The organism is Rhizobium sp. Root482, from assembly GCF_001426565.1.
In the GTDB taxonomy this organism is placed as follows: domain Bacteria; phylum Pseudomonadota; class Alphaproteobacteria; order Rhizobiales; family Rhizobiaceae; genus Pararhizobium.
Genome location: NZ_LMFA01000001.1, coordinates 459,742 through 483,449, shown reverse-complemented (window position 1 = coordinate 483,449; position 23,708 = coordinate 459,742). Strand labels below are relative to the sequence as shown.

The 23,708-nt window shown below is 62.9% G+C and carries 25 protein-coding genes; 14 read left to right on the top strand and 11 right to left on the bottom strand.

What is annotated here, in order from left to right; translation table 11 throughout:
- Window positions 1-42: 42 nt before the first annotated feature.
- The 4 genes from hflK (at window position 43) to ASD31_RS02085 (ending at window position 4,443) form a co-directional block, all read left to right on the top strand.
- Window positions 43-1,167 carry an FtsH protease activity modulator HflK gene (gene hflK / locus ASD31_RS02105; protein ID WP_056328607.1) on the top strand — a complete coding sequence of 375 codons (1,125 nt, stop codon included), beginning with the start codon at window positions 43-45 and terminating at the stop codon, window positions 1,165-1,167.
- Window positions 1,167-2,084, top strand: a complete 918-nt coding sequence (hflC, locus tag ASD31_RS02100) for a protease modulator HflC (protein WP_056328605.1) — start codon at window positions 1,167-1,169, stop codon at window positions 2,082-2,084. The genes hflK and hflC overlap by 1 nt, the downstream gene beginning before the upstream one ends.
- A 239-nt stretch (window positions 2,085-2,323) precedes the next feature.
- The gene (locus ASD31_RS02090) at window positions 2,324-2,710 is read left to right on the top strand and encodes an ACT domain-containing protein (protein ID WP_056328600.1); all 387 of its coding nucleotides are present in this window, start codon (window positions 2,324-2,326) and stop codon (window positions 2,708-2,710) included.
- Window positions 2,711-2,916: 206 nt separating this feature from the next.
- On the top strand, window positions 2,917-4,443 hold the full coding sequence (locus tag ASD31_RS02085; RefSeq protein ID WP_082520386.1) for a DegQ family serine endoprotease: 1,527 nt from the start codon (window positions 2,917-2,919) through the stop codon (window positions 4,441-4,443).
- Between the two features lie 36 nt (window positions 4,444-4,479).
- On the opposite strand, the gene ASD31_RS02080 is transcribed toward ASD31_RS02085, so the two are convergent.
- Complete coding sequence (locus ASD31_RS02080; RefSeq protein ID WP_056328595.1) at window positions 4,480-5,049, bottom strand: GNAT family N-acetyltransferase; 570 nt, start codon at window positions 5,047-5,049, stop codon at window positions 4,480-4,482.
- Window positions 5,046-5,933, bottom strand: a complete 888-nt coding sequence (gene serB, locus ASD31_RS02075; protein WP_056328593.1) for a phosphoserine phosphatase SerB — start codon at window positions 5,931-5,933, stop codon at window positions 5,046-5,048. The genes ASD31_RS02080 and serB overlap by 4 nt, the downstream gene beginning before the upstream one ends.
- Between serB and miaA the strand changes: the two genes are divergently transcribed.
- Window positions 5,932-6,843: a tRNA (adenosine(37)-N6)-dimethylallyltransferase MiaA gene (gene miaA, locus ASD31_RS02070; RefSeq protein WP_056329316.1), complete on the top strand. Its 912-nt coding sequence runs from the start codon at window positions 5,932-5,934 to the stop codon at window positions 6,841-6,843. The two genes, serB and miaA, sit on opposite strands and share 2 nt — an antisense overlap.
- A 36-nt stretch (window positions 6,844-6,879) precedes the next feature.
- Here the strand turns inward: miaA and ASD31_RS02065 are convergent, their stop codons facing one another.
- The gene (locus ASD31_RS02065) at window positions 6,880-9,018 is read right to left on the bottom strand and encodes a helicase HerA domain-containing protein (protein WP_056328591.1); all 2,139 of its coding nucleotides are present in this window, start codon (window positions 9,016-9,018) and stop codon (window positions 6,880-6,882) included.
- 335 nt (window positions 9,019-9,353) lie between these two features.
- On the opposite strand from ASD31_RS02065, the gene ASD31_RS02060 reads away from it, so the two are divergent.
- Window positions 9,354-11,177 carry an acetolactate synthase 3 large subunit gene (locus ASD31_RS02060; protein ID WP_082520367.1) on the top strand — a complete coding sequence of 608 codons (1,824 nt, stop codon included), beginning with the start codon at window positions 9,354-9,356 and terminating at the stop codon, window positions 11,175-11,177.
- 23 nt (window positions 11,178-11,200) lie between these two features.
- Window positions 11,201-11,773: an acetolactate synthase small subunit gene (gene ilvN / locus ASD31_RS02055; protein ID WP_056328588.1), complete on the top strand. Its 573-nt coding sequence runs from the start codon at window positions 11,201-11,203 to the stop codon at window positions 11,771-11,773.
- A 32-nt stretch (window positions 11,774-11,805) separates the two neighbouring features.
- Here ilvN and ASD31_RS02050 read toward each other — a convergent pair whose 3' ends face one another.
- Window positions 11,806-12,651: an aldo/keto reductase gene (locus ASD31_RS02050; protein ID WP_056328585.1), complete on the bottom strand. Its 846-nt coding sequence runs from the start codon at window positions 12,649-12,651 to the stop codon at window positions 11,806-11,808.
- 246 nt (window positions 12,652-12,897) lie between these two features.
- Here ASD31_RS02050 and ASD31_RS02045 point away from each other — a divergent pair, with 246 nt between their 5' ends.
- Genes ASD31_RS02045 through ASD31_RS02030 form a run of 4 tightly spaced genes read left to right on the top strand, consistent with a single transcriptional unit; the run spans window position 12,898 to window position 15,176 of the window.
- Window positions 12,898-13,491 (top strand): LysE family translocator, encoded by a 594-nt coding sequence (locus tag ASD31_RS02045; RefSeq protein ID WP_056328582.1) that lies wholly within the window; start codon window positions 12,898-12,900, stop codon window positions 13,489-13,491.
- 23 nt (window positions 13,492-13,514) lie between these two features.
- Window positions 13,515-14,162, top strand: a complete 648-nt coding sequence (gene nthA / locus ASD31_RS02040) for a nitrile hydratase subunit alpha (protein ID WP_056328581.1) — start codon at window positions 13,515-13,517, stop codon at window positions 14,160-14,162.
- Complete coding sequence (nthB, locus tag ASD31_RS02035) at window positions 14,159-14,818, top strand: nitrile hydratase subunit beta (protein WP_056328579.1); 660 nt, start codon at window positions 14,159-14,161, stop codon at window positions 14,816-14,818. Before nthA ends, nthB begins: the two co-directional genes overlap by 4 nt.
- Window positions 14,805-15,176 (top strand): nitrile hydratase accessory protein, encoded by a 372-nt coding sequence (locus tag ASD31_RS02030; RefSeq protein WP_056328576.1) that lies wholly within the window; start codon window positions 14,805-14,807, stop codon window positions 15,174-15,176. Before nthB ends, ASD31_RS02030 begins: the two co-directional genes overlap by 14 nt.
- 32 nt (window positions 15,177-15,208) lie before the next feature.
- Here ASD31_RS02030 and ASD31_RS02025 read toward each other — a convergent pair whose 3' ends face one another.
- Genes ASD31_RS02025 through ASD31_RS02015 form a run of 3 tightly spaced genes read right to left on the bottom strand, consistent with a single transcriptional unit; the run spans window position 15,209 to window position 16,909 of the window.
- Window positions 15,209-16,003: an anti-sigma factor family protein gene (locus tag ASD31_RS02025; protein ID WP_056328573.1), complete on the bottom strand. Its 795-nt coding sequence runs from the start codon at window positions 16,001-16,003 to the stop codon at window positions 15,209-15,211.
- The gene (locus ASD31_RS02020; protein WP_056328569.1) at window positions 16,000-16,554 is read right to left on the bottom strand and encodes an RNA polymerase sigma factor; all 555 of its coding nucleotides are present in this window, start codon (window positions 16,552-16,554) and stop codon (window positions 16,000-16,002) included. Before ASD31_RS02020 ends, ASD31_RS02025 begins: the two co-directional genes overlap by 4 nt.
- Complete coding sequence (locus tag ASD31_RS02015) at window positions 16,538-16,909, bottom strand: hypothetical protein (RefSeq protein WP_056328567.1); 372 nt, start codon at window positions 16,907-16,909, stop codon at window positions 16,538-16,540. Before ASD31_RS02015 ends, ASD31_RS02020 begins: the two co-directional genes overlap by 17 nt.
- Window positions 16,910-17,087: 178 nt before the next feature.
- On the opposite strand from ASD31_RS02015, the gene ASD31_RS02010 reads away from it, so the two are divergent.
- Entirely contained in the window at window positions 17,088-18,215 is a 1,128-nt protein-coding gene (locus ASD31_RS02010; RefSeq protein ID WP_056329310.1) for an ATP-dependent DNA helicase, read from the top strand.
- Between the two features lies 1 nt (window position 18,216).
- On the opposite strand, the gene ASD31_RS02005 is transcribed toward ASD31_RS02010, so the two are convergent.
- Together ASD31_RS02005 and ASD31_RS02000 are read right to left on the bottom strand one after the other, a co-directional pair.
- The gene (locus ASD31_RS02005; RefSeq protein WP_056328564.1) at window positions 18,217-18,897 is read right to left on the bottom strand and encodes a MerR family transcriptional regulator; all 681 of its coding nucleotides are present in this window, start codon (window positions 18,895-18,897) and stop codon (window positions 18,217-18,219) included.
- A 327-nt stretch (window positions 18,898-19,224) separates the two neighbouring features.
- Complete coding sequence (locus ASD31_RS02000) at window positions 19,225-20,331, bottom strand: hypothetical protein (RefSeq protein WP_056328562.1); 1,107 nt, start codon at window positions 20,329-20,331, stop codon at window positions 19,225-19,227.
- Window positions 20,332-20,696: 365 nt separating this feature from the next.
- Between ASD31_RS02000 and ASD31_RS01995 the strand changes: the two genes are divergently transcribed.
- The gene (locus tag ASD31_RS01995) at window positions 20,697-21,449 is read left to right on the top strand and encodes a pyridoxine 5'-phosphate synthase (protein ID WP_056328559.1); all 753 of its coding nucleotides are present in this window, start codon (window positions 20,697-20,699) and stop codon (window positions 21,447-21,449) included.
- Between the two features lie 42 nt (window positions 21,450-21,491).
- Here ASD31_RS01995 and ASD31_RS01990 read toward each other — a convergent pair whose 3' ends face one another.
- Window positions 21,492-22,379, bottom strand: coding sequence for an SDR family oxidoreductase (locus ASD31_RS01990; RefSeq protein WP_056328557.1), 888 nt, complete (start codon window positions 22,377-22,379; stop codon window positions 21,492-21,494).
- 159 nt (window positions 22,380-22,538) lie between these two features.
- Here ASD31_RS01990 and ASD31_RS01985 point away from each other — a divergent pair, with 159 nt between their 5' ends.
- On the top strand, window positions 22,539-22,943 hold the full coding sequence (locus ASD31_RS01985) for a winged helix-turn-helix transcriptional regulator (protein WP_056328555.1): 405 nt from the start codon (window positions 22,539-22,541) through the stop codon (window positions 22,941-22,943).
- 44 nt (window positions 22,944-22,987) lie between these two features.
- On the opposite strand, the gene ASD31_RS01980 is transcribed toward ASD31_RS01985, so the two are convergent.
- Window positions 22,988-23,707, bottom strand: coding sequence for an aspartate/glutamate racemase family protein (locus tag ASD31_RS01980; protein WP_056328553.1), 720 nt, complete (start codon window positions 23,705-23,707; stop codon window positions 22,988-22,990).
- Window position 23,708: the final 1 nt, after the last annotated feature.

Genomic DNA, 23,708 nt, shown 5'->3' with positions numbered 1-23,708 from the left:
CGCGGGGCTTTGATCCTGGAATTTTCTATGGAAGAGGTATGAATGCCCTGGAGCAATCAGAACGGCGGCGGCGGTGGTCCTTGGGGCGGCGGTGGCGGCAACAACGGCGGTAACAAGAATCCCTGGGGGCAGGGACCGAACCGCCCGCGTGGCGGCGGCGGTGGCCGCGGCAATGGCGGCCCGCCTGACCTGGAAGAAATCTTCCGGCGCGGTCAGGACCAGCTGAAGAGCGTTGTTCCGGGGGGCTTCAACGGCGGCGTCGCGGCCATTATCGGCCTTCTGATCGTCGGCTTCGTGCTGATCAACTCGATCTATACCGTCCAGCCAGATGAGCGCGGCGTGGAAATGCGCTTCGGCAAGCCGAAGGAAGAAATCTCCATGCCCGGCCTGCATTACCATTTCTGGCCGCTGGAAACGGTGGAAATGGTCAAGATCACCGAACAGCAGCAGAATATCGGCAGCAAATCCGGCACCGGCGACCAGTCGGCGGCCGGCCTGATGCTGTCGGGCGACCAGAATATCGTCAATGTACAGTTCTCGGTGCTGTTTTCGGTGACCGATCCGAAGGCCTATCTCTTCAATGTCGAGAACCCGGCCGACACGCTGCAGCAGGTCGCCGAAAGCGCCATGCGCGAAGTGGTCGGCCGCCGTCCGGCCCAGGACATCTTCCGCGACAACCGCCAGGCGATCGCCGAGGACGTCAAGACGACGATCCAGGCGACCATGGACAGCTATGGCGCCGGCATTTCCGTGAACACGGTGGCGATCGAAGACGCCGCCCCGCCGCGCGAGGTCGCCGACGCCTTCGACGAGGTGCAGCGCGCCGAACAGGACGAGGACCGTTTCGTCGAAGAGGCCAACCAGTATTCCAACCAGGTGCTCGGCAAGGCGCGTGGCCAGGCGGCGCAGATTCGCGAAGAGGCGGCCGCCTACAAGGGCCGGGTGGTGCAGGAGGCTCAGGGTGAGGCGCAGCGCTTCATTTCCGTCTACGAGGCCTACCTCAAGGCGCCGGATGTAACCCGCAAGCGGCTCTATCTCGAAACCATGCAGGGTGTTCTCGGCAAGTCGAAGAAGTTCATTCTCGACGAAAAGAACGGCCAGGGCGTGCTGCCCTACCTGCCGCTCAATGAAATCGGCAAGCCCGCTCAGTCGGGAGGGGCCCAGTAATGACCAATCGTCTTCCCTATATCCTGATCGCCTGCGGCGTGCTGCTGATGGTCGTCTATTCATCGATCTTCGTCGTCAACGAGCGCCAGCAGGCAATCGTGGTTCGCTTCGGCCAGATCCAGGACGTCAAGACCGAGCCGGGCCTCTATTTCAAGCTGCCTTTCGCCTTCATGGATGCCGACCGCGTGCAATATGTCGAGGACCAGGCGCTGCGCTTCGATCTCAACAATATCCGCGTGCAGGTTTCGGGCGGCAAGTTCTACGAAGTCGACGCCTTCGTCGTCTATCGTATCGCCGATCCACGCCGGTTCCGGCAGGTCGTCTCGGGCGATCGGCAGGCGGCTGAAGCGCGGCTGACCACCCGTCTCGACGCTGCATTGCGCCGGGTCTACGGTCTTCGCGGCTTCGAATCGGCGCTTTCGGAAGAGCGCGCCTCGATGATGCGCGAAGTGCGCGCCGACCTGAAGAACGACGCCGAATCGCTCGGTATCCAGATCGAGGACGTGCGCATCCGCCGGACCGACCTGACGCAGGAAGTCTCGCAGCAGACCTTCGAGCGGATGAAGGCGGAACGTCTGGCCGAAGCCGAACTGATCCGCGCCCGCGGCAATGAAAAGGGCCAGACCCGCCGCGCCGTGGCCGACCGCCAGGTGGTGGAGTTCATCGCCGAGGCACAGCGCGATTCGGAAATCCTGCGCGGTGAAGGCGAGGCGGAGCGGACGGCGATCTTTGCCGACGCCTTTACCCGCGACCAGCAGTTCTTCGAGTTCTACCGGTCGATGGCCGCCTATAGCTCGGCGATTGGCAGCCCGGATACGACGCTGCTGATCTCGCCGAATTCGGAGTTCTTCCGCTATTTCAACGATTCGGAAGGCGCTTCCACCCCACCGGCGACGCCGCCGGTGGCCGCAAACTGAGAAGCCATGCACGGTTTCAAACGGTTGTGAGTTTTTAAATGAACGAGGGCTGGTGTTTTCACCGGCCCTTTTTCGATATCTGGGCCATCACCGGCTTGCGATGGTTGAAAATGAAAATCGAATGCGAGCCGGGGTCGCCATCGGTGAAATTGGTATTATAGTCCGGATCAACGGGCCCGACGCCGGCCCGGCAGATGCGGTTTGCGGCAGTGATGGACTGACGGGTGCGAGGATAGAAAATGACCCATAAATTGCTCATTCGTCTTGTGGACGCGGAATATGCGATCACGCGGCTGACCATCGGCACGCCGGTGCCCGACTGGGTGGCCGGGGCAGGGTTCTGGACGATTTCCAGTTCGCGCGAGGAGATGACCGTCGTCTGCCGCGCCGCGCGGGTGCCCTCGAGCGTGCAATCTTCCGGCGGTTGGCGCTGTTTCCGCATAGAGCAGCATTTCACCATCGACGTTCCGGGTGTTCTCGCCTCCATCCTCGGCCCGCTGTCAGAGGCCGGCGTCGGCATTTTCGCCAATTCCACCTTCAGTACCGATTACATCTTCATTCCAGGCTCCGACCTCGACAAGGCGCTTGCCGCCCTGAAGACGCATGGCCATGAAATCATGAGCTGAAGCGCGACGGTGGTCCCAATCGTCGGGTTGCGCCGGTGACGAAAAGATGACTGGACGTGCCCCTGTTCCGCCTTATCTTCACGGCAGGTTTTGGGGCGCGGCGGGCCATGCAACCATCCCGGCGCCGCCTCCGTTTCGGCTTAGACACTCTCCTGGCCGCGGCCCCCAGCCGGCGTGCCGTTCCGATCGAAAGGACCCCCATGGGCATGTCCATCCGCGCTTCCTTCCTCCGCTCCGCCACGCTTGCGGCAGGCGCCGCCCTCCTGATCGCCAGCGGTCCGGTTCTTTCGGTGGCCATGGCGCAGACGACGGCGCCGGCGCCGACCCAAGGGGGCCCGGAATCGGTTGCCGACCTGGCGGCCGGGCTGCTTGACGCCGTCGTTAACATATCGACCTCGCAGAACGTCAAATCCGACGACCAGGCGCCGATGCCGCAGGTACCGGAAGGATCGCCGTTCCAGGATTTCTTCGACGAATTCTTCAAGGGCCAGGGTGGCGAGGGCGGCCGCCAGCGCACGGTCGATTCGCTCGGTTCCGGCTTCGTCATCGATCCCACCGGCTTCATCGTCACCAACAATCACGTGATCGAGGGCGCCGACGACATCGAGGTCAATTTCGCCAATGGCCAGAAGCTCAAGGCCAAGCTGATCGGCACCGACACCAAGACCGATCTTGCCGTGCTCAAGGTGGAGCCGAAAAAGCCGCTGACCGCCGTTCCCTTCGGCGATTCCCGGCAGATGCGCATCGGCGACTGGGTGATGGCCATCGGCAATCCCTTCGGTCTTGGCGGAACGGTGACGGTCGGGATCATTTCGGCCCGGGGCCGCAACATCAATGCCGGCCCATATGACAATTTCATCCAGACGGATGCGGCGATCAACCGGGGCAATTCCGGCGGCCCGCTGTTCAACATGAAGGGCGAGGTGATCGGCATCAATACGGCGATCATTTCGCCGAGCGGCGGCTCGATCGGCATCGGCTTCTCGGTCCCGACGGAACTCGCGGGCAATGTCATCCAGCAGTTGAAGGATTTCGGCGAGACGCGGCGCGGCTGGCTCGGCGTCCGCATCCAGCCGGTCACGGCCGATATCGCCGAGAGCCTGAAGATGGAAAGCCCGAAGGGCGCGCTGGTTGCCGGCATCATCAAGGGCGGGCCGGTCGATGGCGGCGCGATCAAGTCCGGCGACGTGATCGTCACCTTCGATGGCCGCGCGGTCAGCGAAATGCGCGACCTGCCACGCGCCGTCGCTGAAAGCCCGGTCGGCAAGGCCGTCGATGTGATGATCATCCGCGACGGCAAGGAGATGACCGTGAAGGTGACGCTCGGCCGGCTGGAGGATGGCGAGGACCTGGCGGAAGCAGAGGTCGCCCAGGATCCGCAGACCCAGGAGGGGACCGACCAGGCCGAGCCGCCGGCCAGCGACCTGCCCAGGGCCGATGTGGTTCTCGGCATGAAGCTTGCCCTTCTCGACGCAGAAAGCCGCAAGGCCCATGGCATTTCGGAGGATGTCGAAGGCGTTGTCATAACCGAGGTCGAGCCGCAATCGGCCGCCTCCGAGCGGCGGATCGAGGTCGGCGACGTGATCGTCGAGATCGGCCAGGAGGCAATGACGACGCCCGAGGACGTTTCGGCCCGGGTCGAGGAACTGAAGGCGGACGGGCGCCGCAACGCGCTGCTGATGATCGCCAACAAGACCGGCGAATTGCGCTTCGTGACGGTGCGGATCGAATAGGCCGCGCCGGCTTTTTGAAGATGCAGACAAAGGGCGTCAGGCTCGCCCTTGCCGTTTCAGCCAGGCATCCCGGGTAATGGCATGGACCAGGTGATGCCGCAGATGCGGTGCTGTGGCCGGGACCCTCGGATGATCGAAATCGCGGGCCGGATCATGGCGCAGGCCGAACCTCTGCATGACGGCGATCGAGCGGGTATTTTGCTTCACAGCAAAGGAAACGATTTCGGCATGGCCATGCGCGACGAAACCATGGTGGAGCATGGCCTCGCCGGCTTCGGTGACATAGCCTTTCCCCCAGACGCGGTGGGCAAGGCGCCAGCCGATTTCGACCGTGCCGGCTGGCAGGAAAGGCTCGAGTTCGGTATAGGCCAGCCCGATAAAGCCGATCGGCTCGTCGGTTTGCCTATGTGCGAGCGCGAAAAAGCCGAAGCCGGTTTCGTCGATGCGCCGGCGTGCCTCGTCCATCAAGGCGTCGGATTCCTGCCGCGAGCGCCGGCGCGGGAAAAACTCCATCACCTTCGGATCGTTATTGATTTCGGCAAACAGCGGCCGATCGTCGTCGCGCCAGTTGCGGATGCGCAGGCGCGGCGTCTCGATGGGGATCAAAGGACGAAATCCGTCTTTCGATAGCCCTGGATATAGAGAAGGGCGGTGAGATCGGCGTGATCGATGCGGATGCGTGCCTGGGCGGAGACCACCGGCTTGGCATGCAGGGCGACGCCGGAACCGGCGAGTTGCAGCATGCCGAGATCATTGGCGCCGTCGCCGACCGCCAGCGCCTCGTCCACGGAAATGCCGAGTTTTGCCGTAATCTCCTCCAGCGCATCGACCTTGGCCTGCTTGCCGAGTATCGGTTCGGCGACCTTGCCGGTAAGACGGCCGCTCTCGTCGAGAAGCAGGTTGGCCCGATGCTCGTCAAAACCGAGCATTGCGGCGACCGGGCCGGTGAAGACGGTGAAGCCGCCGGAGACCAGCGCCGTATGATAGCCCCTGGCCTTCATCGTCGCGACCAGCGTTTTTCCGCCGGGAGTGAGGGTGATGCGTCTTTCTATCACCTCGCCGATGACCCCTGTCGGCAGGCCCTCAAGCAAAGCGACGCGTTCGATCAGGGCCGGCTCGAAGGCGATCTCGCCATTCATGGCGCGCGCGGTAATCGCCGCGACCTTGTCCTTCAGGCCGACTTCGGCGGCAAGCTCGTCGATGCATTCCTGGCCGATCATGGTGGAATCCATGTCGGCGATCAAAAGCTTCTTGCGGCGCGTCTCGGCCGACTGGACGACGACGTCGACCGGCAGGTTGCCGACCACGCCGCGCAATGTTGCCTCCAGCCGTTCGGGATCGGCGCCGTCCCTCAGCGCGATATCGCAGGCAATGCCGTCGGCCAGCCAATAGAGCCCGGCCGCGTCGACAGTCTGAGCCGCCTTTTCGGCCAGGGGCGGCGTCAGTACCGGATTTGACGGATTGGCAACAAGCGTGGCAACGAAGGCCATGATGAAAAACCTTGAGATGGGACAGGATGCGATCCTGATAACCGGGCCGACCGCCAGCGGCAAGTCCGCTCTCGCCGTGGAACTGGCGAAACGGCACAATGGCGCGGTCATCAATGCCGACAGCATGCAGGTCTACGACACGCTGCATGTGCTGACGGCGCGGCCGTTCCAGGCCGATATGGACGGGGTCTCCCATCATCTCTACGGCCATGTCCCGGCATCACGCGCCTATTCCACCGGCGACTGGCTTCGCGATGCCGAGCCGGTTCTGGAGGCGGTGCGCGGCGAGGGGAAAATTCCGGTCTTCGTCGGTGGCACGGGGCTCTATTTCAAGGCGCTGACCGGTGGCCTGTCGGACATGCCGCCGGTGCCGGCCGATATCCGCGAGGATGTCAGGCGCCGGCTGGAGGAGGAAGGCCCTGCCGCCCTGCATGCGGCCCTGCAGCAGAAGGACTCTGAGACCGCTGCCATTCTGAAACCAAGCGACGGCCAGCGCATCGCGCGGGCGCTGGAGATCGCCGAGGCGACCGGCCGGCCGATCAGCCATTTCCAGGCGCGGCGGGGGCGAGCGGTGGTCGCGCCGGAGCGGGCTTTGAAAATCGTCGTGCTGCCGGAGCGCGACCTGCTGCGCCGGCGGATCGACCGGCGCTTTGCCGCCATGCTGGAAAAAGGCGCGATCGAGGAAGTGGAGGCGCTGCTGCGCCTTGGCCTCTCACCCGAAATGCCGGCGATGAAGGCGATCGGCGTGCCGCAGATCGCGGCACTTCTCGAAGGACGGATGGCGAAGGACGAGGTGATCGAAAAGGCATCGGCCGCCACCCGTCAATACGCCAAGCGGCAGATGACCTGGTTCCGCAACCAACTGGACGACAGCTGGCAGCGCCTGGATCCACAGGCCGAGGCGGCATAATCAGTCCAGTGCGCGGCGGTGGGCCGGAGCGATGCCCTATTTGCGGATGATGCTGCTCAGCGGCTTTTTCAACAGGCTTTCCCGCAAGGAGGGGCGCGGCTGGTCCGGCCGAGCCTGCTCGAGGCGAGATGGATCGGGCCGGGCCCCTTCCGTTCGGTAGGGATCAGGCCGCAAGGCATCGGTCCGCGAATCCATGCCCGGTTGCCCGAAGCTTGGAGGCGTGCGCTGCTGTGCGCGATAGGGGTCGGCCGGCGGTGCGGCAAGCGGTTGATCGGACAGAATCTGGCTGCGGATCTGGTTGAACCGCTCAAGCTGCGGATTGGCCGGCTCGGCGCGCGGCAGCATTGCCGGGTTGTAGGGCTCGGCCGCTGCCTGGACCTCCGTATTGGCCTGCGTGCGGAGGGGGGGACGGAACTCCGCCGGGCCTTCCTCCAGATAGTCGTCCTCGTCGATCAGCTCCCGTTCCAAGCCGCCGTTGCCTGTCGAATAGGATTGCTGGAAATTTGAAATATCAGGCCCGTTCATCGCCCGCATGCGCGACACGATCGAGCGCAGATCGACCGTGTCTGGGGTTTCGTCGGTAATCTTCACCGATACGCCGTTGGCTTTCGGCAGGTGCTTCTCGTCGACGCGGGTGAAGCGCATGCGCATGGGCACGGCAACGGCTTCGCCGAAGGCGATCGCCTCGCCATTGCCGATCGAGGAGATGAAGCTGGTGGTCGAGATCGACGAATTGGGGATTGCCGAGCGGATGATCTCCTGGTCCAGATCATTTGCAAGACGCATGGCGAAGACGGTCGAACACTGCGACAGGATGGTCGAATCGAGTTCTCCCGGGCGCTGCGTGATGATGCCCAGAGAAACGCCGTATTTGCGGCCTTCCTTGGCGATGCGGGCGATGGCCTGCCGGGTCGGGATGAAGCCGAGGCTGGCATCGGCGGGTACGTAGCGGTGCGCTTCCTCGCAGACCACCAGCATGTGAACGCCGCCATTGCTCCACAGGCCGATTTCGAAGGCCATGCGGCAAAGCACGGAGGCGACCGAATTGACCACTTCAGACGGGATGCCGGCGAGCTGGAAGGTGGTGATCGGGCGACCGTCGCCTGGAATGCGGAAGATCTTGGCAATCGTTTCCAGAATCGTATCGGTGATCGTGTTGGACGAGAACATGAAATTGTAGCGGGGATCGTTGATGGCGGCGATCACCTTCACCTTCAAAGAGCGCAGGAACGGTTTTTCGCTGCGCCCTTCGAGGCGCCCGATGCGCTCGTCGATCATGGCGAGAAGATCGGCCATGCGGTAAGGCACCGGCGTATCGGCGGTGATCGAGCTTTTTTCGCTGGTGCGGCGTGCAAGGCTTGATTCGCCCTTGAAGGCCTTCTTCGCCTCGGGAACGACATCGCGCAGGATATCGAGCTCCTCGGGCACGGGTGGGCGGCCGCGGAAGATCACCTCGGCGAATTCCTCCAGCTTCATCAGCCAGAAGGGCATGTCGAGATTGTCGGTGTCGATGACGACGGCGTGATCGGGAAAGGCGGCGGCGAACTCGTTGTGCGGATCGAGGATCAACACCCGCAGCTTCGGATCGGCGGCGATCGCCTTGTGGAGGAGGAGGGTGACCGCCGTGGACTTGCCGACGCCGGTGGTGCCGACGATGGCGAAATGCTTGGAGAGCATCGACGGCACATGGATGGTCGCATCGAGGCTTTCGTCCTGGGTCAGCTTGCCGATGATGCAGGTATCGTTCTTGCCGCTTTCATAGACGCGGGCGAGATCGGCGGTGCGGATGCGGTGGGCGATGGCGCCGAGATAGGGATATTGGCTGATGCCGGCGGAAAACTCCTCGCGGCCGGAGGGGCCGACCTGGACTTCGCCCATCAGTTCCACTTCGATGCGAAAGACGTTGTCGAGTTCCTCGCCCCATTCATTGGTGGCGGTCTGCATGGAATAGACAAGGGCGACGACGCGATTCTCGCCGACGGTGATCGAAATCAATCGGCCGACGGACCAGAGTTCGGTGAGCGATGTTTCGCCCTTTTCGGCCACCGCGGCGATCGTGGCGCGTGAACCGCTGCATGCGACGACGCGGCCGAGAAAGCGGTTGCCGCGCTTCAGGGTATCGCGCCGCTCCTGTTCGCCGGCGCTGATCGAAGAATGAAGGTCGTTGTTCAGCAATGCGAAACCTCTGCCTGGAGTTTGCACATTAACCAAAGGGATTTAACAAGTTGTTGCTTGTGTCTGCGGGCATGCGTGCCGTTTCGGGGCCGGTTTCAGGGCCAGTTCGTGTCTTTTTCGAAAAGCGTTGACGCCCGTGGCGTTTCTGGCTATCACTCTCGATCATGAACACGATCGTAGCAATTCTTGTGGTGGGACGGCGCATGGGCAGGATGGTATAACCATCCGGCGATAGCCACCCATGCGCAAACACGAGGCCCTGACGGGGCCTTTTTTTATGCCTTCAAACACGATACGCACAGCCAGAAATCGCAAATATGGGACGGAACAGGTCAATGAGCGGCACAGACAAGCAGACGCAGGATAGCCCGGCGGACGACACCCAGGCGCAGGACAACCGGATGACGGGAGCTGAAATCGTTCTCCAGGCGCTGAGGGACAATGGCGTCGAGCATATTTTTGGCTATCCCGGCGGCGCCGTTCTGCCGATTTATGACGAAATCTTCCAGCAGGAGGATGTCAAGCACATCCTCGTGCGCCACGAGCAGGGGGCCGGCCACATGGCCGAGGGTTACGCGCGTTCCACCGGCAAGGTCGGGGTCATGCTGGTAACCTCCGGGCCGGGCGCGACCAATGCCGTCACGCCGCTCCAGGATGCGCTGATGGACAGTATTCCGCTCGTCTGCCTGACGGGCCAGGTGCCGACCTCGCTGATCGGTTCGGATGCCTTCCAGGAATGCGATACCGTCGGCATCACCCGGCCCTGCACCAAGCACAACTGGCTGGTCAAGGATGTCAACGAGCTGGCCGGGATCATCCATGAGGCCTTCCGCATCGCACAGTCCGGCCGTCCCGGCCCGGTCGTCGTCGATATTCCGAAAGACGTCCAGTTCGCCACCGGCACCTATACGCCGCCCTCCGCCGCGCTGATCCAGAAGAGCTACCAGCCGAAGGTCCAGGGCGACCTGCGCCGCATCGAGGAGGCGGTCGAGCTGATGAAAAATGCACGGCGCCCGGTGATCTATTCGGGTGGCGGCGTCGTCAATTCCGGACCGGAGGCGTCCCAGCTGCTGCGGCAACTGGTGGAGCTCACCGGTTTTCCCATCACCTCGACGCTGATGGGTCTGGGCGCCTATCCGGCCTCGGGCAAGAACTGGCTCGGCATGTTGGGCATGCACGGAACCTATGAGGCAAATCTCGCCATGCATGACTGCGACGTCATGGTCTGCATCGGCGCCCGTTTCGACGACCGGATCACCGGCCGGCTGACGGCCTTCTCGCCCAATTCGAAGAAGATCCATATCGACATCGATCCCTCCTCGATCAACAAAAATGTCCGCGTCGACGTGCCGATCCTCGGCGATGTCGGACATGTCCTTGAAGACATGATCCGCCTGTGGCGTGCCTCCGCGCAGGGCGCAGACAAGGGCCGCCTCGACGACTGGTGGGCGGGCATTTCCCGCTGGCGGGCGCGCAATTCGCTTGCCTACAAGGCCAACGACGACGTCATCATGCCGCAATATGCGATCCAGCGGCTCTATGAGCTGACCAGGCACCGCGACACCTACATCACCACCGAAGTCGGCCAGCACCAGATGTGGGCGGCGCAGTTCTACGGCTTCGAACAGCCGAACCGCTGGATGACCTCGGGTGGGCTCGGCACGATGGGCTACGGCTTCCCGGCGGCGATCGGCGTCCAGGTCGCCCATCCCGAAAGTCTCGTCATCGACATTGCCGGCGATGCCTCGATCCAGATGTGCATCCAGGAAATGTCCTGTGCCGTGCAGCATAACCTGCCGGTCAAGATCTTCATTCTCAACAACCAGTATATGGGCATGGTGCGCCAGTGGCAGCAGCTTCTGCACGGCAACCGCCTGTCGAATTCCTATACGGAGGCAATGCCCGATTTCGTCAAGCTGGCGGAAGCCTATGGCGGCGTCGGCATCCGTTGCGACAAGCCGGCGGATCTCGACGGGGCGATCCAGGCGATGATCGATAGCCCGGCGCCGGTGATCTTCGACTGCCGCGTCGCCAATCTCGCCAACTGCTTCCCGATGATCCCCTCCGGCAAGGCGCACAACGAGATGCTCCTGCCGGACGAGGCCACGGACGAGGCGGTCGCAAACGCCATCGACGCCAAGGGTAGGGCGCTGGTTTAATCGATAGAAAAAGAGACAAGATTATGAGCGCACATCTTCAGCCGACCGGTTCGGCCTATTTCATCGCCAAGGAAACCGAGAAAGCCGAGAATCATACGCTTTCGGTCCTGGTCGACAACGAGCCGGGCGTGCTTGCGCGGGTCATTGGCCTGTTTTCCGGCCGCGGCTACAATATCGAGAGCCTGACGGTTTCGGAGACGGAGCACCAGTCGCATCTGTCGCGCATCACCGTTGTCACGCGCGGTACGCCGCATGTGCTGGAGCAGATCAAGGCGCAGCTAGAGCGCATCGTGCCCGTCCACCGGGTCGTCGATCTGACGGTGCGCGCCGCCGAGCTTGGTCATGACCGGCCGATCGAGCGCGAGGTGGCGCTGGTCAAGGTCAGCGGCGAGGGCGAGAGCCGGGCCGAGACCTTGCGGCTGGCCGATGCCTTCCATGCCAAGGTGATCGATGCGACGCTGGAGCATTTCATTCTCGAGATCACCGGCAAATCCTCCAAGATCGACCAGTTCGTGGCGATCCTCAAGCCGCTCGGCGTGATAGAGGTCTGCCGCACCGGCATCGCCGCGATGAACCGGGGTCCGCAGGGGATGTAGCCACAAGGGGCGACGGGTTCTCGTCGCCCGCCTCAAATCATCTCCAGCGGCATTTTTCGCGCCGGCGGCGGGTAAGCCTTGTCGAGGATGGCGAGATCGTCCGGGGTCAGGCGGATATCCGCCGCCTGACGATTTTCGCGGGCGCGCTCCTGCATCGCCGTCTTCGGGATGACGATGACGCCCGGATTGCGCAGCAGGAAGGCGAGCGCGACCTGCGCGACCGTTGCCTGGTGCGCCTTGGCGATATGAATGAGGTCCGGATGGCGCAGCAGCCGGCCTTCGTCGAGCGGCGAATAGGCCATGACGGCGATGCCGCGGGCCTGGCTATCCTTCAGAAGATCATATTCGATGCCGCGCCGGGCGAGATTGTAGAGCACCTGGTTGGCCGCCACATGCGCGCCGTCGGCGACGGCGAGAAGCTCGTCCATGTCGTCGGTATCGAAATTCGAGACGCCCCAGGCGTCGATCTTGCCGTTCCGTTTCAATGTCTCGAAGGCCTCGACCGTTTCGGCGAGCGGGTAGCGGCCGCGCCAATGCAGAAGATAGAGATTGACATGATCGGTGCCGAGCCGTTTCAGGCTGGCCTCGCAGGCGCGGATCGTGCCCTCGCGGCTGGCATTGGAGGGCAGGACCTTGCTGACGACGAAGGCATCGTCGCGGCGGCCCTTGATGGCTTCGGCGACGATCCGCTCGGCGCCGCCATCTGCATACATTTCGGCAGTGTCGATCAGCGTCATGCCGAGATCGAGCCCGTGGCGCAGGCTTCTCGCCTCCTCGGCGGCGCTCGTTTTCTTCTCGCCCATATGCCAGGTGCCCTGACCGAGCACGGGCACGCTGATGCCGGAGGGAAGGGAGATCATCGGAATGGGGTTTTGCATCGGCGGGGCCCTCGCTTGTCTGTTCAATGTCACAATCTCCCGGCGGAAAAATAGTTCCCTTTCCGGGCAGATGAAGTCAGGTCGGGAGGAGCCTGGAGACGATGTTGATGCAGCCGGCAGCAGCCATTGTTCGTCCACCGCTACAATCTCGCCGCAGGCGCTGAACCTTCTTGTCACCGTGACAAGTTTGACGTGGTTTTTGGCGAAGGGTCAAATAATTTGCACACGCCATCAGGGGGAGATTCCATGCAGGCCGACACGCTTCTGGCGCTGTTTCTTTTTGCGTTCACGACATCGATCACGCCGGGGCCGAACAATATGATGCTGTTCGCATCGGGGGTGAATTTCGGTTTTGTCCGCACCATCCCCCATATGTTCGGCATCGGCGTCGGGTTCCTCACGCTTCTGATCGCAACAGGACTGGGGCTCGGCGCCCTGTTGCATGCCGTGCCGCTGCTCTACACCGGGCTGAAATTCGCCGGCGGTGCCTATCTCGTCTGGATCGCCTGGAAGATCGCCTCGTCGCGCAGCCTTGCCGAGGGGAAGGCTGGTGCTGCGCCGATGACCTTCCTGCAGGCGGCGGCCTTCCAGTGGGTCAATCCGAAAGCCTGGGTCATGGCGGTGACGGCGATGGCGACCTATACGAGCGAGCAGCGCTATCTGGCCAGTGTCCTCGTCGTCGGCCTCATCTTCGCGATCGTCAACGTGCCGAGCGTCTCCACCTGGGCCGGCTTCGGTTCGGTGCTGCGGGCCTGGCTGTCAGACCCCGTACGGCTGAAATGGTTCAATATCACCATGGCGGCCTTGCTCGTTCTCAGTCTTTGGCCGATGCTGAAGTGATCAGGATGCCGGAACGGAAAACCATGACGTCACATCACCACCCGCACGATGATCATGATCATCACGACAATCATTTTTCCGACATGCAGGCGCGCGTGAAGGCGCTGGAGTCGGTGCTGACCGAGAAAGGGCTGATCGATCCGGCCGCCATCGACGCCATTGTCGAGACCTATGAAACAAAGGTCGGTCCGCGCAACGGCGCTCATGTGGTGGCGAAATCCTGGAGCGAACCGGAATTCGCCGAATGGCTGCGGCTCGATGCAACGGGGGCGATCGAAAGCCTCGGTTATGCCGGACGGCAAGGCGAGCATATGCGCGCCGTCTTCAATACGCCGGAGACCCACAATCTCGTCGTCTGCACGCTCTGCTCCTGCTATCCCTGGTCGGTGCTCGGGCTGCCGCCGGTCTGGTACAAGGCGCCGCCCTACCGCTCCCGCGCCGTGATCGATCCGCGCGGCGTGCTGGAAGAATTCGGGCTGGCGCTCGGTGCGGAGAAAAAGATCCGCGTCTGGGATTCGACGGCGGAATTGCGCTACATCGTCATACCCGAACGCCCGGCCGGTACGGACGGGTTGGGGCAGGAGGCACTGGCGGCGCTGGTGACGCGCGATTCGATGATTGGCACAGGCGTCGCGATGCCCCCCGGCGAACATGCGGGCGACAGGCCATGAACGGCGCCCAGGATCTCGGCGGTCAGCACGGCATGGGGCCGGTGGCGCCGGAGAAGGACGAGCCGATCTTTCACGCCGATTGGGAAAAACGCGCGCTTGGCCTGACGCTCTCCTGCGGCGCCTTCGGTGCCTGGACGATCGACGAAAGCCGCCATGCCCGCGAGAGCTTGGCTCCTGCCACCTATCTTTCAGCCAGCTACTACGAAATCTGGACGCGGGCGCTCGAGACGCTGTTGCAGCGGCACGGCTTTGTTTCGTCCGACGAGATTTCACAAGGGCGGATGCTGGAAAAGGGCAGGAAACCGAAGCGCATCCTGACGGCCGACAGGGTCGCGGCGGTTCTCGCGACCGGCGGCCCGTGCGACCGTCCGGCGCCGGCAGAGCCGGCCTTTGCCGTGGGCGAGCGTGTGCGCACAAAGAATTTCCACCCGCAGACCCATACGCGGCTGCCGCGCTATGCGCGTGCCAAGATCGGTGTGATCGAGGCGGTGCAGGGGTCTTTCGTCTTTCCGGACGACAATGCCCATGGCAAGGGCGAAAATCCGCAATGGGTCTATACCGTCGTCTTCGACGCGCCGGAAATCTGGGGCGAGGGGGCCGATCCTTCGCTTACCGTTTCGATCGACGCCTGGGAGAGCTATCTTGAACGCCCATGAACAGTCCCATTCCCTGGCGAGATCGCCCGGGCTGCCGGTCTCCGGCGAGGGCGACCCGGTCTTTGCAGAACCCTGGCAGGCCGAAGCCTTTGCGATGACTGTGCGGTTGCACGAAAAAGGTGTGTTTTCCTGGAGCGAATGGGCGGAAACCCTGTCGCAGGAACTCTACCGGCCTGGGCGCCGGCCGGATGGCGCCGATTACTACGAGTGCTGGGTCGCGGCGCTCTCGCGCCTCGTCACCGAATTGTCCATTACCTCGGAAGGCACGCTCGACCGGCTGACGCAAAGCTGGCAGCGTGCGGCGGAAGCGACGCCGCACGGACATCCGATCCTGCTGGAGAACGATCCGCAGCGTTGAATGTCGCCGTCAGGGGCCGTGCCGGCGGGTTGTCAGCTTTCGAACTGCCGGTAACATTCCTCGGCGACCGCCTGCAGCCTCTCGCGGCTGAGTTCGCCGGTGACGGCGTAGCCGATCGTTCCGTCGATCCAGTAGAAGGTTTCCAGGGCGTTGGCAGATTCGAATCTGAAGCTGGTTTCCCGGTTTTCAGGGTTTTTGCCGAGAAGGACCGTCAGCCGCTTTCCGGCGGTATCCTCATACATCAGCATGGCGCCGGCCTTGCCGTTGACCGGCAGAAGCCGGCCGCCGACCAGGGAAAATCCTTGCGGCTTCAAATCCGGCGCAACCAGCCGGTAATCGAGGCGTTTGCCCAGCCAGGCAACGAGATGCGCTTCCTGATCGGCGCCGACTTCGACCGGATGGCGCTTTTCGCTGGCATAGACGAGGAAGGCGGTTTTCGACTGGCCGGGCAGGCTTTCGAGACCGCCAGCACTTTCGAGCGGAGCCGGACCGCCGAGGAGATGGCCGCCGAAGACGCCGGCTGCCGCGCCCGAGAGGAAGAGCACCAGCGATGCTGCAAGGAGGGCCGCCTTTCGCCACTGTGGCAAGGACGAGCCGGCCGATCCTGCGGGTTTCAGCAGTTCGTCGTCGCCTTCGCGGGGCGTCGCATAGGCGGAGAACATGGTTTTCAATGCCGCCGCTTGGGCCTGCCATTGCCTGACTTCAGCGGTGGCGTCGGGATTGTCGCGCAGCCACAGTTCGACCTCGGCCTTGCGCGCCTCGTCGAGGCGATCATCGACATAGGCATGCAGATCGTCTTCGGTGACCGTTTTCCTGTTGTTCGTCATTTCGGTCTCCGCAACGAAACAATGTTGTTCCTGGCCAGTTGCACCGCCATCTGCCGGCGGGCTCGGGACAGCCGGGACATGACGGTGCCGATCGGGATGGCCAGCATATCGGCGACGTCCTGGTAGCCGTATTCCTCGATCACGACGAGCATCAGGACGGTGCGATATTCGGGGATGAGCGCGTTCAACGCCTGTTGCAGCCGGGTGCTTTCAAGCGGATCGGCGGAAAGCTCCTGTGCAGTCAGCCCCAGCGTCTCGTCCAGTTCGACGGAGGGATGGAGGCCGGAGCGGCGATGCCGGTCGCGATAAAGGTTGGTCATGATGGTAAAAATCCAGGCGCGCAGATTGCCCCCGCGCCATTGGCCACGGCGCACGAGCACCTTCTCGACGCAGTCATGGAGCAGGTCCTCGCCGTCGCTATCCGAGCCGGCAAGGCTGCGGGAATAGCGGCGCAAGGCCGGCACCAGCGAAAGAACCTGGCTTTCGAACGTTTCCGTGGAAGGGGGCGTGGCCCCCTTCGCGCGGAAGCCCTCGTCAGGGGCGTGCGGCATCCCAGACGCCTCCCACGCCATCACCGGTGGCGTCGCCCTTCTTGCCGTCCTTAACCCAGAAATAAAGCGGCATGCCCTTGAGAGCCCATTGCTTGGCGCCGTCCTTGCGTTCCACCAGCGTATAGTCGCCATCGGCTTTCGCGGCGGCATCGGCAAGGTAGGGCGGCCATTTCGCGGCGCAATCATCATAGCAGTTGGAGGTGCCTGCTTCATCCTTCTTGAACGTATAGAGCGTCATGCCGTTTTCGGCGGCGATCACCTTGCCCTTGTCCGTATCGACGGTCTCGACCGCGGGCGCGGCAAAGGCGCAGGTGGCCGTCAGGGTGAATGCGGTTGCAAGCGAAAGAAGCCTCATCGGAATGTCCTTTCTTGAAATCCTGATCGAGCCCGCCCGTGGCCGGCCCGACGATAAGACTGCCCTGGCGCAATTCCTATTCCCGCTTTTCCAGAAAAATTTATCGGCGTCGATATCGCAATGGCTGCCGGTTGGATGCCGGGCGACAGGCCGGTGCGAATCGGGCAATAGATCGGGGATGGAATTCGCACCGCAACAGGACGAGGCCCTCAAGGCCGTTTCACGCTGGCTGAAGGAAGGGCGCTCGCCGCTGTTTCGCCTGTTCGGCTATGCCGGCACCGGCAAGACGACGCTTGCGCGGCATTTCGCCGAACATGTCGATGGCGAGGTGCTGTTTGCGGCCTTCACCGGCAAGGCAGCGCAAGTGCTGCGCTCGAAAGGCGCCAGCAATGCCAAGACGATCCATTCGCTGATCTACCGGCCGCGCGGCGAGGAGGAGGTTTCCGACGAGGAGACCGGTCGGACCTCGATCGCGCCGATGTTCGCCATCAACCGGCAGTCGCCCGTTGCCAAGGCGGCGCTGATCATCGTTGACGAATGTTCAATGGTCGACGAGGCGCTCGGCAAGGACCTTATGAGTTTTGGGACGCCGATCCTGGTGCTGGGCGATCCCGGCCAGTTGCCGCCGGTCTCCGGCGGCGGCTTCTTCACCAATGAGGAGCCGGACTATCTTCTGACAGATATCCATCGGCAGGCGCGCGACAACCCGATCATCCAGCTGGCCATGCAGGTGCGCGAAGGCAAGGAAATCATGCATGGCGACTATGGCGCCGCCAAGGTGATCTCGAAGAACGAGGTGACGCAGAGCCTGGTGCTCGACGCCGACCAGGTGCTGGTCGGCACCAACAAGACGCGGCGGCGCTACAATATGCGGCTGCGCGAATTGAAGGGTTTTTCGACCGATTATCCGCAATCCGGCGACAAGCTGGTCTGCCTGCGCAACGATCCGGCCAAGGGCCTGCTCAACGGTTCGCTCTGGCAGGTGATGACCTCGTCGAAGGAGACGGTCAAGCCCGGCATCAACCTTATGATCCGCCCGGAAGACGACGACATGGATCGCGGCGCTGCCAAGATCAAGCTTCTGAAGACGGCCTTCGAGGATGTCGAGGGCGAGATCCCCTGGTCGACCCGCAAGCGCTACGACGAATTCGATTATGGTTATGCGCTAACGGTGCACAAGGCGCAGGGCTCGCAGTGGAACGATGTCGTGCTGTTCGACGAAAGCTGGGCCTTTCGCGATACGCGCGAGCGCTGGCTCTATACGGCCATCACCCGCGCGGCGGAAACGCTGACCATCGTACGATAGGTCAATCCGCCGAGACGAAGCCCATCAGCACGGCCTTGGCCACGGCCTGGAAGCGGTTGTGGCCATTGAACTTGCGGACGATACCGGATTCCAGCGTCAGCACTGCCGTCAGGTCCATGTCCATGAGGCCGGCGATGCGGTTTGCCGGATAGCCCTCGGCCATGAAGGCGAGGCATTTGATCTCGATGGGCGAGAGATGGATCGGGGGGAGCGCCAGCCGCTCCGCGTCGTCGCCCTGCGCGACGGATTCGATCAGTTCGCCGATCCGCTGCATCTGGCGGCGCAGGATCGATTGCTGGGCCGCCAGTTCGCGTTTGCGGGCCTGCAGTGCCTCCTCGAAGATGCGCGCGGCGTCCTCCTGGCTGACCGAGGCCGAAAGCGCTTCCATCAGGTCCTGGATATCGGCGATCGGCATGTCGATCTCGCGGCAGGCGTTGATGATCGTCATGCGGCGGATGTCACTCTCGCCATAGACGCGCATCGGGCCCAGTCGTTCGGCCGAAAGCAGGCCTTTTTCCTCGTAGAAATGCAGCGTCCGATGGGTGACGCCGAAAGCATCGGCCATGTCGGCGATGGCGACATGGTCATCGGCAATGGTTCCGGGCAGCGGCAGGCGCGGCAGAAATCCGCATGCCGCTTGCCGGGTCCGTATGGCCGGGATGATCTGTGACTGTTGTGGCATGCTTCTGAAATTTACCCCCGCTGGTCGCGCTTCAGGGGAAAACAACCCATTGGACAAATGCCGGGACAAGAACCGGACATATGTCGGATGCTCCTCGGGACCCCGCATGCCATCGACGATGGAACCAGAAACCAATCATGCCTGCCTGACGAGCGAACCAGGCCTCTTTCCACTTACCCGATCAGGCTACACGCGTGGCGTGAAAATGAACAGTCCATAACATTAGGGATAAAATCGGCTGTTTCCGGCGAAAAATCACCTTTTTCAGCCGGGAATGGCAGAAATTATCGACAATTTCTCTCAGTTCGGCTGCGCTGGAGAATTCGGTCAGCGGCGAAGCGTTTCCGGCAGGGCGGCGGCGCTGATGGTGAATTTCAGCCATTCGCGATCGTCGCCCGACAATGTTTCCTGGCAGGACCGGGCATTGTGGAACGCGTCGCGCGTGCGCGAATGGCGATAGTCTTCGGTCGCCGCCATGCATTTCATCAGCGGACTGTCGATGCCAACGGTGTCGGCATAGCGAAAGACCTCACCGGTGGCAGGAAAGGCCCTGGCTGCCAGGGCGAGGCTTTCAAAGAGAATATCGGCGTCGTCGGCCAGCCGTTCCGCGGGAATGAAACCAGCGAAAAGACTTTCGGAGGCGGCATCGTTGGAAATCGTCACCCGGAGGCCGGCGGGTGCATTCTGCTGCGTGACGGAGAGGGTGAAGGCCAGCGGATGGGAGGTTTGCCGCCGGCCCGTTTCGCGTGGCATTTCGACCGTCCTGTAATGCGCGGCCGCGTTGCGCAGGGCATCGACAAAGCGCGAGGCCGTCGCGGTTTGCGGGCCCTCGGCGTGCAGCCGGATCTTCGGCAGGTCATGGTCGGGCTGCGCCTTCTGCATCACGCTGTGCAGGCGCGAGCGAGCCGGGATATCGACATCCAGGGTGGGCGGCGCCATCGGCACGAAGATCAGCAGAGGCAGCACCGAGAGCACCGCGATGGGTGACGACAGCGGTGCGGGCAGCCAGGAGAACCGCTTGCCGGCATCGCGGCGTGACGGAGCGGAGGCATGGGCGGGCGTGCGATTCTGGGCAGAGGCCTGTGCGGGGCGCCGCCGATAGCAGGGGGCATAGCTGCCCTTTGGGATGTCGATCCGCCATTCATCGGCCATGCCCTGTCCGGCATAATAGGCGGCGATCAGTTTTCTGAGCTTGCCGGCATGGACGCGCACCAGGGGATCGCTGTCGGCATTGAAGGCCTGCGGCCTCTCGAATACGTCGATGCCGATCGTATAACCCTTCAACTGGTGACCGCAGCCCGCCATCTCCTTTTCCACGACATAGCCGAGGAAGGCGCGCAACCGTTCGGAGCGGGCAAAGACATCGCTCGAAAGGATGGCATCCAGCGCCTGGCGGATCGCCCGATCGTCCGGTCTTTCCCCGGCAGCCGTCATCGCACCGGCTCGCTTTCAGGGCCAGCCAGTCCGACCGTCATCGCACCGGGCGATCTTTTGCAGGAGACGCTGGCTTGGCCGGTGGTGTCATGGCATGGGCGTGGGGTCATCGGTTCCGATTTAGTGGGTGAAACGGGCATCTTCGCTTGCCGTTCGGGCAGGCCCTATCTGATTCGTTATTTAGTCGGAGTTTTCAAGCCTTGTCAGGCCCGATTGCCGCCTAAAGCGCATCCGTCGGGCATAAAACGCTATGAAATGGGCGGTTCTGCGTCATCCTGTCTCGCATCGCGGATTTGTTGCGGGTGATGGGAGGAACCGCTAGAAAGGGGGCCGAAACCCCGGACGGACATGTGGAAGGTGCTGGAATGGCTGCGAAACTCTCGGTGAACCTGAATGCCATCGCCATGCTGAGGAACCGGCGTGACCTTCCCTGGCCATCGGTTGTCGGGCTTGGGGAGATCGCGTTGCAGGCCGGGGCGAGCGGCCTGACGGTGCATCCGCGCCCGGACGAGCGCCATATCCGTTTTTCCGACCTGGCGCCGATCCGTGCGCTCATCGACGATCTCCATCCCGGGGCGGAGTTCAACATGGAGGGGTTCCCGACCGAGGCCTTCCTCGAACTGGTCGAGCGCCATCAGCCCGAGCAGGTGACGCTGGTTCCCGACGATCCGGCCCAGGCCACTTCGGACCATGGATGGGATTTCCGCAAGAGCCATAATCTTCTCGGCAATGTCGTCGATCGGCTGAAGAAGAAGGGGTTCCGCGTGTCGCTGTTTGCCGACGGCGACGGCGACCGGGAGGCGCTGCGGATCGCCAGCGACATCGGCGCCGATCGGATCGAGCTCTATACCGGTCCCTATGGCGGCTGCCACGACGATCCCGGGCGCGGTGCCGAAATTCTGGAGGCGCTTGGCCGCACCGCCGAAATCGCCGCCGAATTCGGGCTTGGGGTGAATGCCGGCCACGACCTGACGGTTGCCAATCTGCCGGCGCTGGCGGCGCGGATCACCAATCTCGACGAAGTGTCGATCGGCCACGGGCTGACGGCCGATGCGCTGGAATATGGCATGGCCGAAACGGTCCGCCGCTTCCGCCGCGCTTGCGGCCAGGATGTCTGAAGCAGGCTTGAAGGGCTCCGATTTCGCGGAGCCCTTTGCCTTTTAGCCGGCAAGCGCGGCTTGGTTTGCCTTGAGAAAGTCCGCAAGTGAAGTCAACGGCCGGCCGGAAAGCTGCTTTGTATCGCCGGTCACCATGTCGATATGGCCTTCGCGCGTATTGGTGTCGAAGGAGACGACGACGGGGATGAGGAAGCCGGGCAGGCCGGCTGCGGCAAGGCCCTTGGCAAGCGCGTCATCGGTGATGTGCACGACCTCGAGCGGCTTGCCGGTGACGTTCGATGCCAGGGCTGCGATTTCGTCCGTGTCGTGGCTGGCTTCGCCGGTCAGCGTATAGGTGGCGCTCTGCGTGCTGCCGGAGGAAAGAGCGGCAGCGGCCGCACGCGCGATATCCTGGCGGGCGATATGGGCGAGCCTGCCCTTGCCGGCGGCGCTGTACCATTTTCCTTCGGAAAGGGCATGCGGCAGAGCCATGAACAGGTTTTCCATATACCAGCCATTGCGCAGGATCGTATAGGCGATCCCCGTCCGTTTGATGGCGTTCTCGGTGCCCAGGTGATCCGGCGCGAAGAGAACGGCCGAGGTCTCCGGGTTCGGCATCGAGGTGTAGAGAATATGCTTGGCGCCGGCCTTGCGCGCCGCTTCTACGGCGGCAAGATGCTGGCGCAGGCGTTTTCCCGGCGCATCGAGCGCATCCGTGGAGACGATCAGGATGCGGTCGGCACCCTCAAAAGCCGCGTCGAGCGAGGCTGCGTCGTCGAAATCGGCGGTACGGATGGTGACGCCCTTTGCCGCGTAGTCCGCAAGCTTGCTCGTCTCGCGGCTGGTGGCGATGATGTTTTCCGGCGTAACCCGGTTCGAGGAAAGCAGTTCATCAAGGATGAGGCGGCCGAGCTTGCCGCTGGCGCCGGTGACGAGAAGAGTGTCGGACATGCGAATTCCCTTGCGTGAGCGAATGGACGGCGGCGTGTTGCCGGAACGTCCTAATTGAGATATGGTTCTCAAAAGAGACCTTCTCTAATTTCGTCATCCATTGGCGCATGTAAAGGAGGCAGGTTTTTCTGTGGTGGTTACGCGAAGGGAACCGATGCCATGAACAGAGTGACGGGCAAGGCCGAGGGCGAACGGGTGCTTTTCGTGAAGGGCGCCGTGGTTTCCATGAAGGATTGCCCGGTTCGCGATGTGATCGACAATATCGGCGGGAAGTGGAATACGCTGATGATCCTCGCTTTGGCCGAGGGGCCGATGCGGTTTTCAGCCCTGCGGCGGCTGATCCCGGATATTTCGCAGCGCATGCTGACCCAGACGCTGCGCGACCTGCAACGCGACGGATACATCGCCCGCCAGGTCTTTCCCACCCAGCCGCCGAGCGTCGAATACAGCCTGACCCCGCTTGGCCAGTCCTTTCTCGTCCTTGTCGAAGGGCTGGTGGACTGGTCGCTTGCCCATCACGACGCGATCCGTTCCGCGCGCGCCGCCTATGACGCGGCCGCCTGACTCAAGGCGAGCGGGCGGGACCGCGTGAGCCATCTTCCCTTGCGTCAGGCCGCCTGCTCATCTTTTTGCGGCAGACCTGCGAGCGCGAAATCGACGGCGGCCTCGGCATGGATGGCGGTGGAATCAAAGCCGGGAAGCGGCAGGTTTTTGGGGTCGAGGATCAGGCAGATTTCCGTGCAGCCTAAGATGATCGCATCGGCGCCCTTCGTTCTCGCCTGTTCGATCACGGCCATCAGCGTCTCGCGTGACGTGTCGAGAACCACGCCGGCACAGAGTTCATCGAAGATGATGTCGTGGACGAGGTTGCGCTCGTCGGCGTCCGGCACGAGGACCTCGATGCCGTGGCCGGCCATGCGCTGCGTATAAAAGCCCTGTTCCATCGTATAGCGCGTGGCAAGCAGCAGCGGACGCGCGGCACCGGCGGATTTCAGAGCACGTGCGGTCTCGTCGATGATGTTGATCAGGGGCGCTGATGTCGCTGCCTCGACCTCGTCGGCGATGATGTGCATCGTATTGGTGCAGATCAGCACGCAGGCGGCACCGGCTGTCTCCAGGCCCCTGGCGACTTCGGAAAGATGCCTTGCCGCGTCGTCCCAGCGGCCGGTCTTCTGCAGATCGACGATGGTCTGGAAATCGACCGAATGCAGCAGGACCTCGGCCGAATGAAAACCGCCAAGCCGCGCACGCACGGCCTCGTTGATCATCCGGTAATAGATGGCCGAACTTTCGAAGCTCATCCCGCCGATAAGGCCGATCTTGCGCATT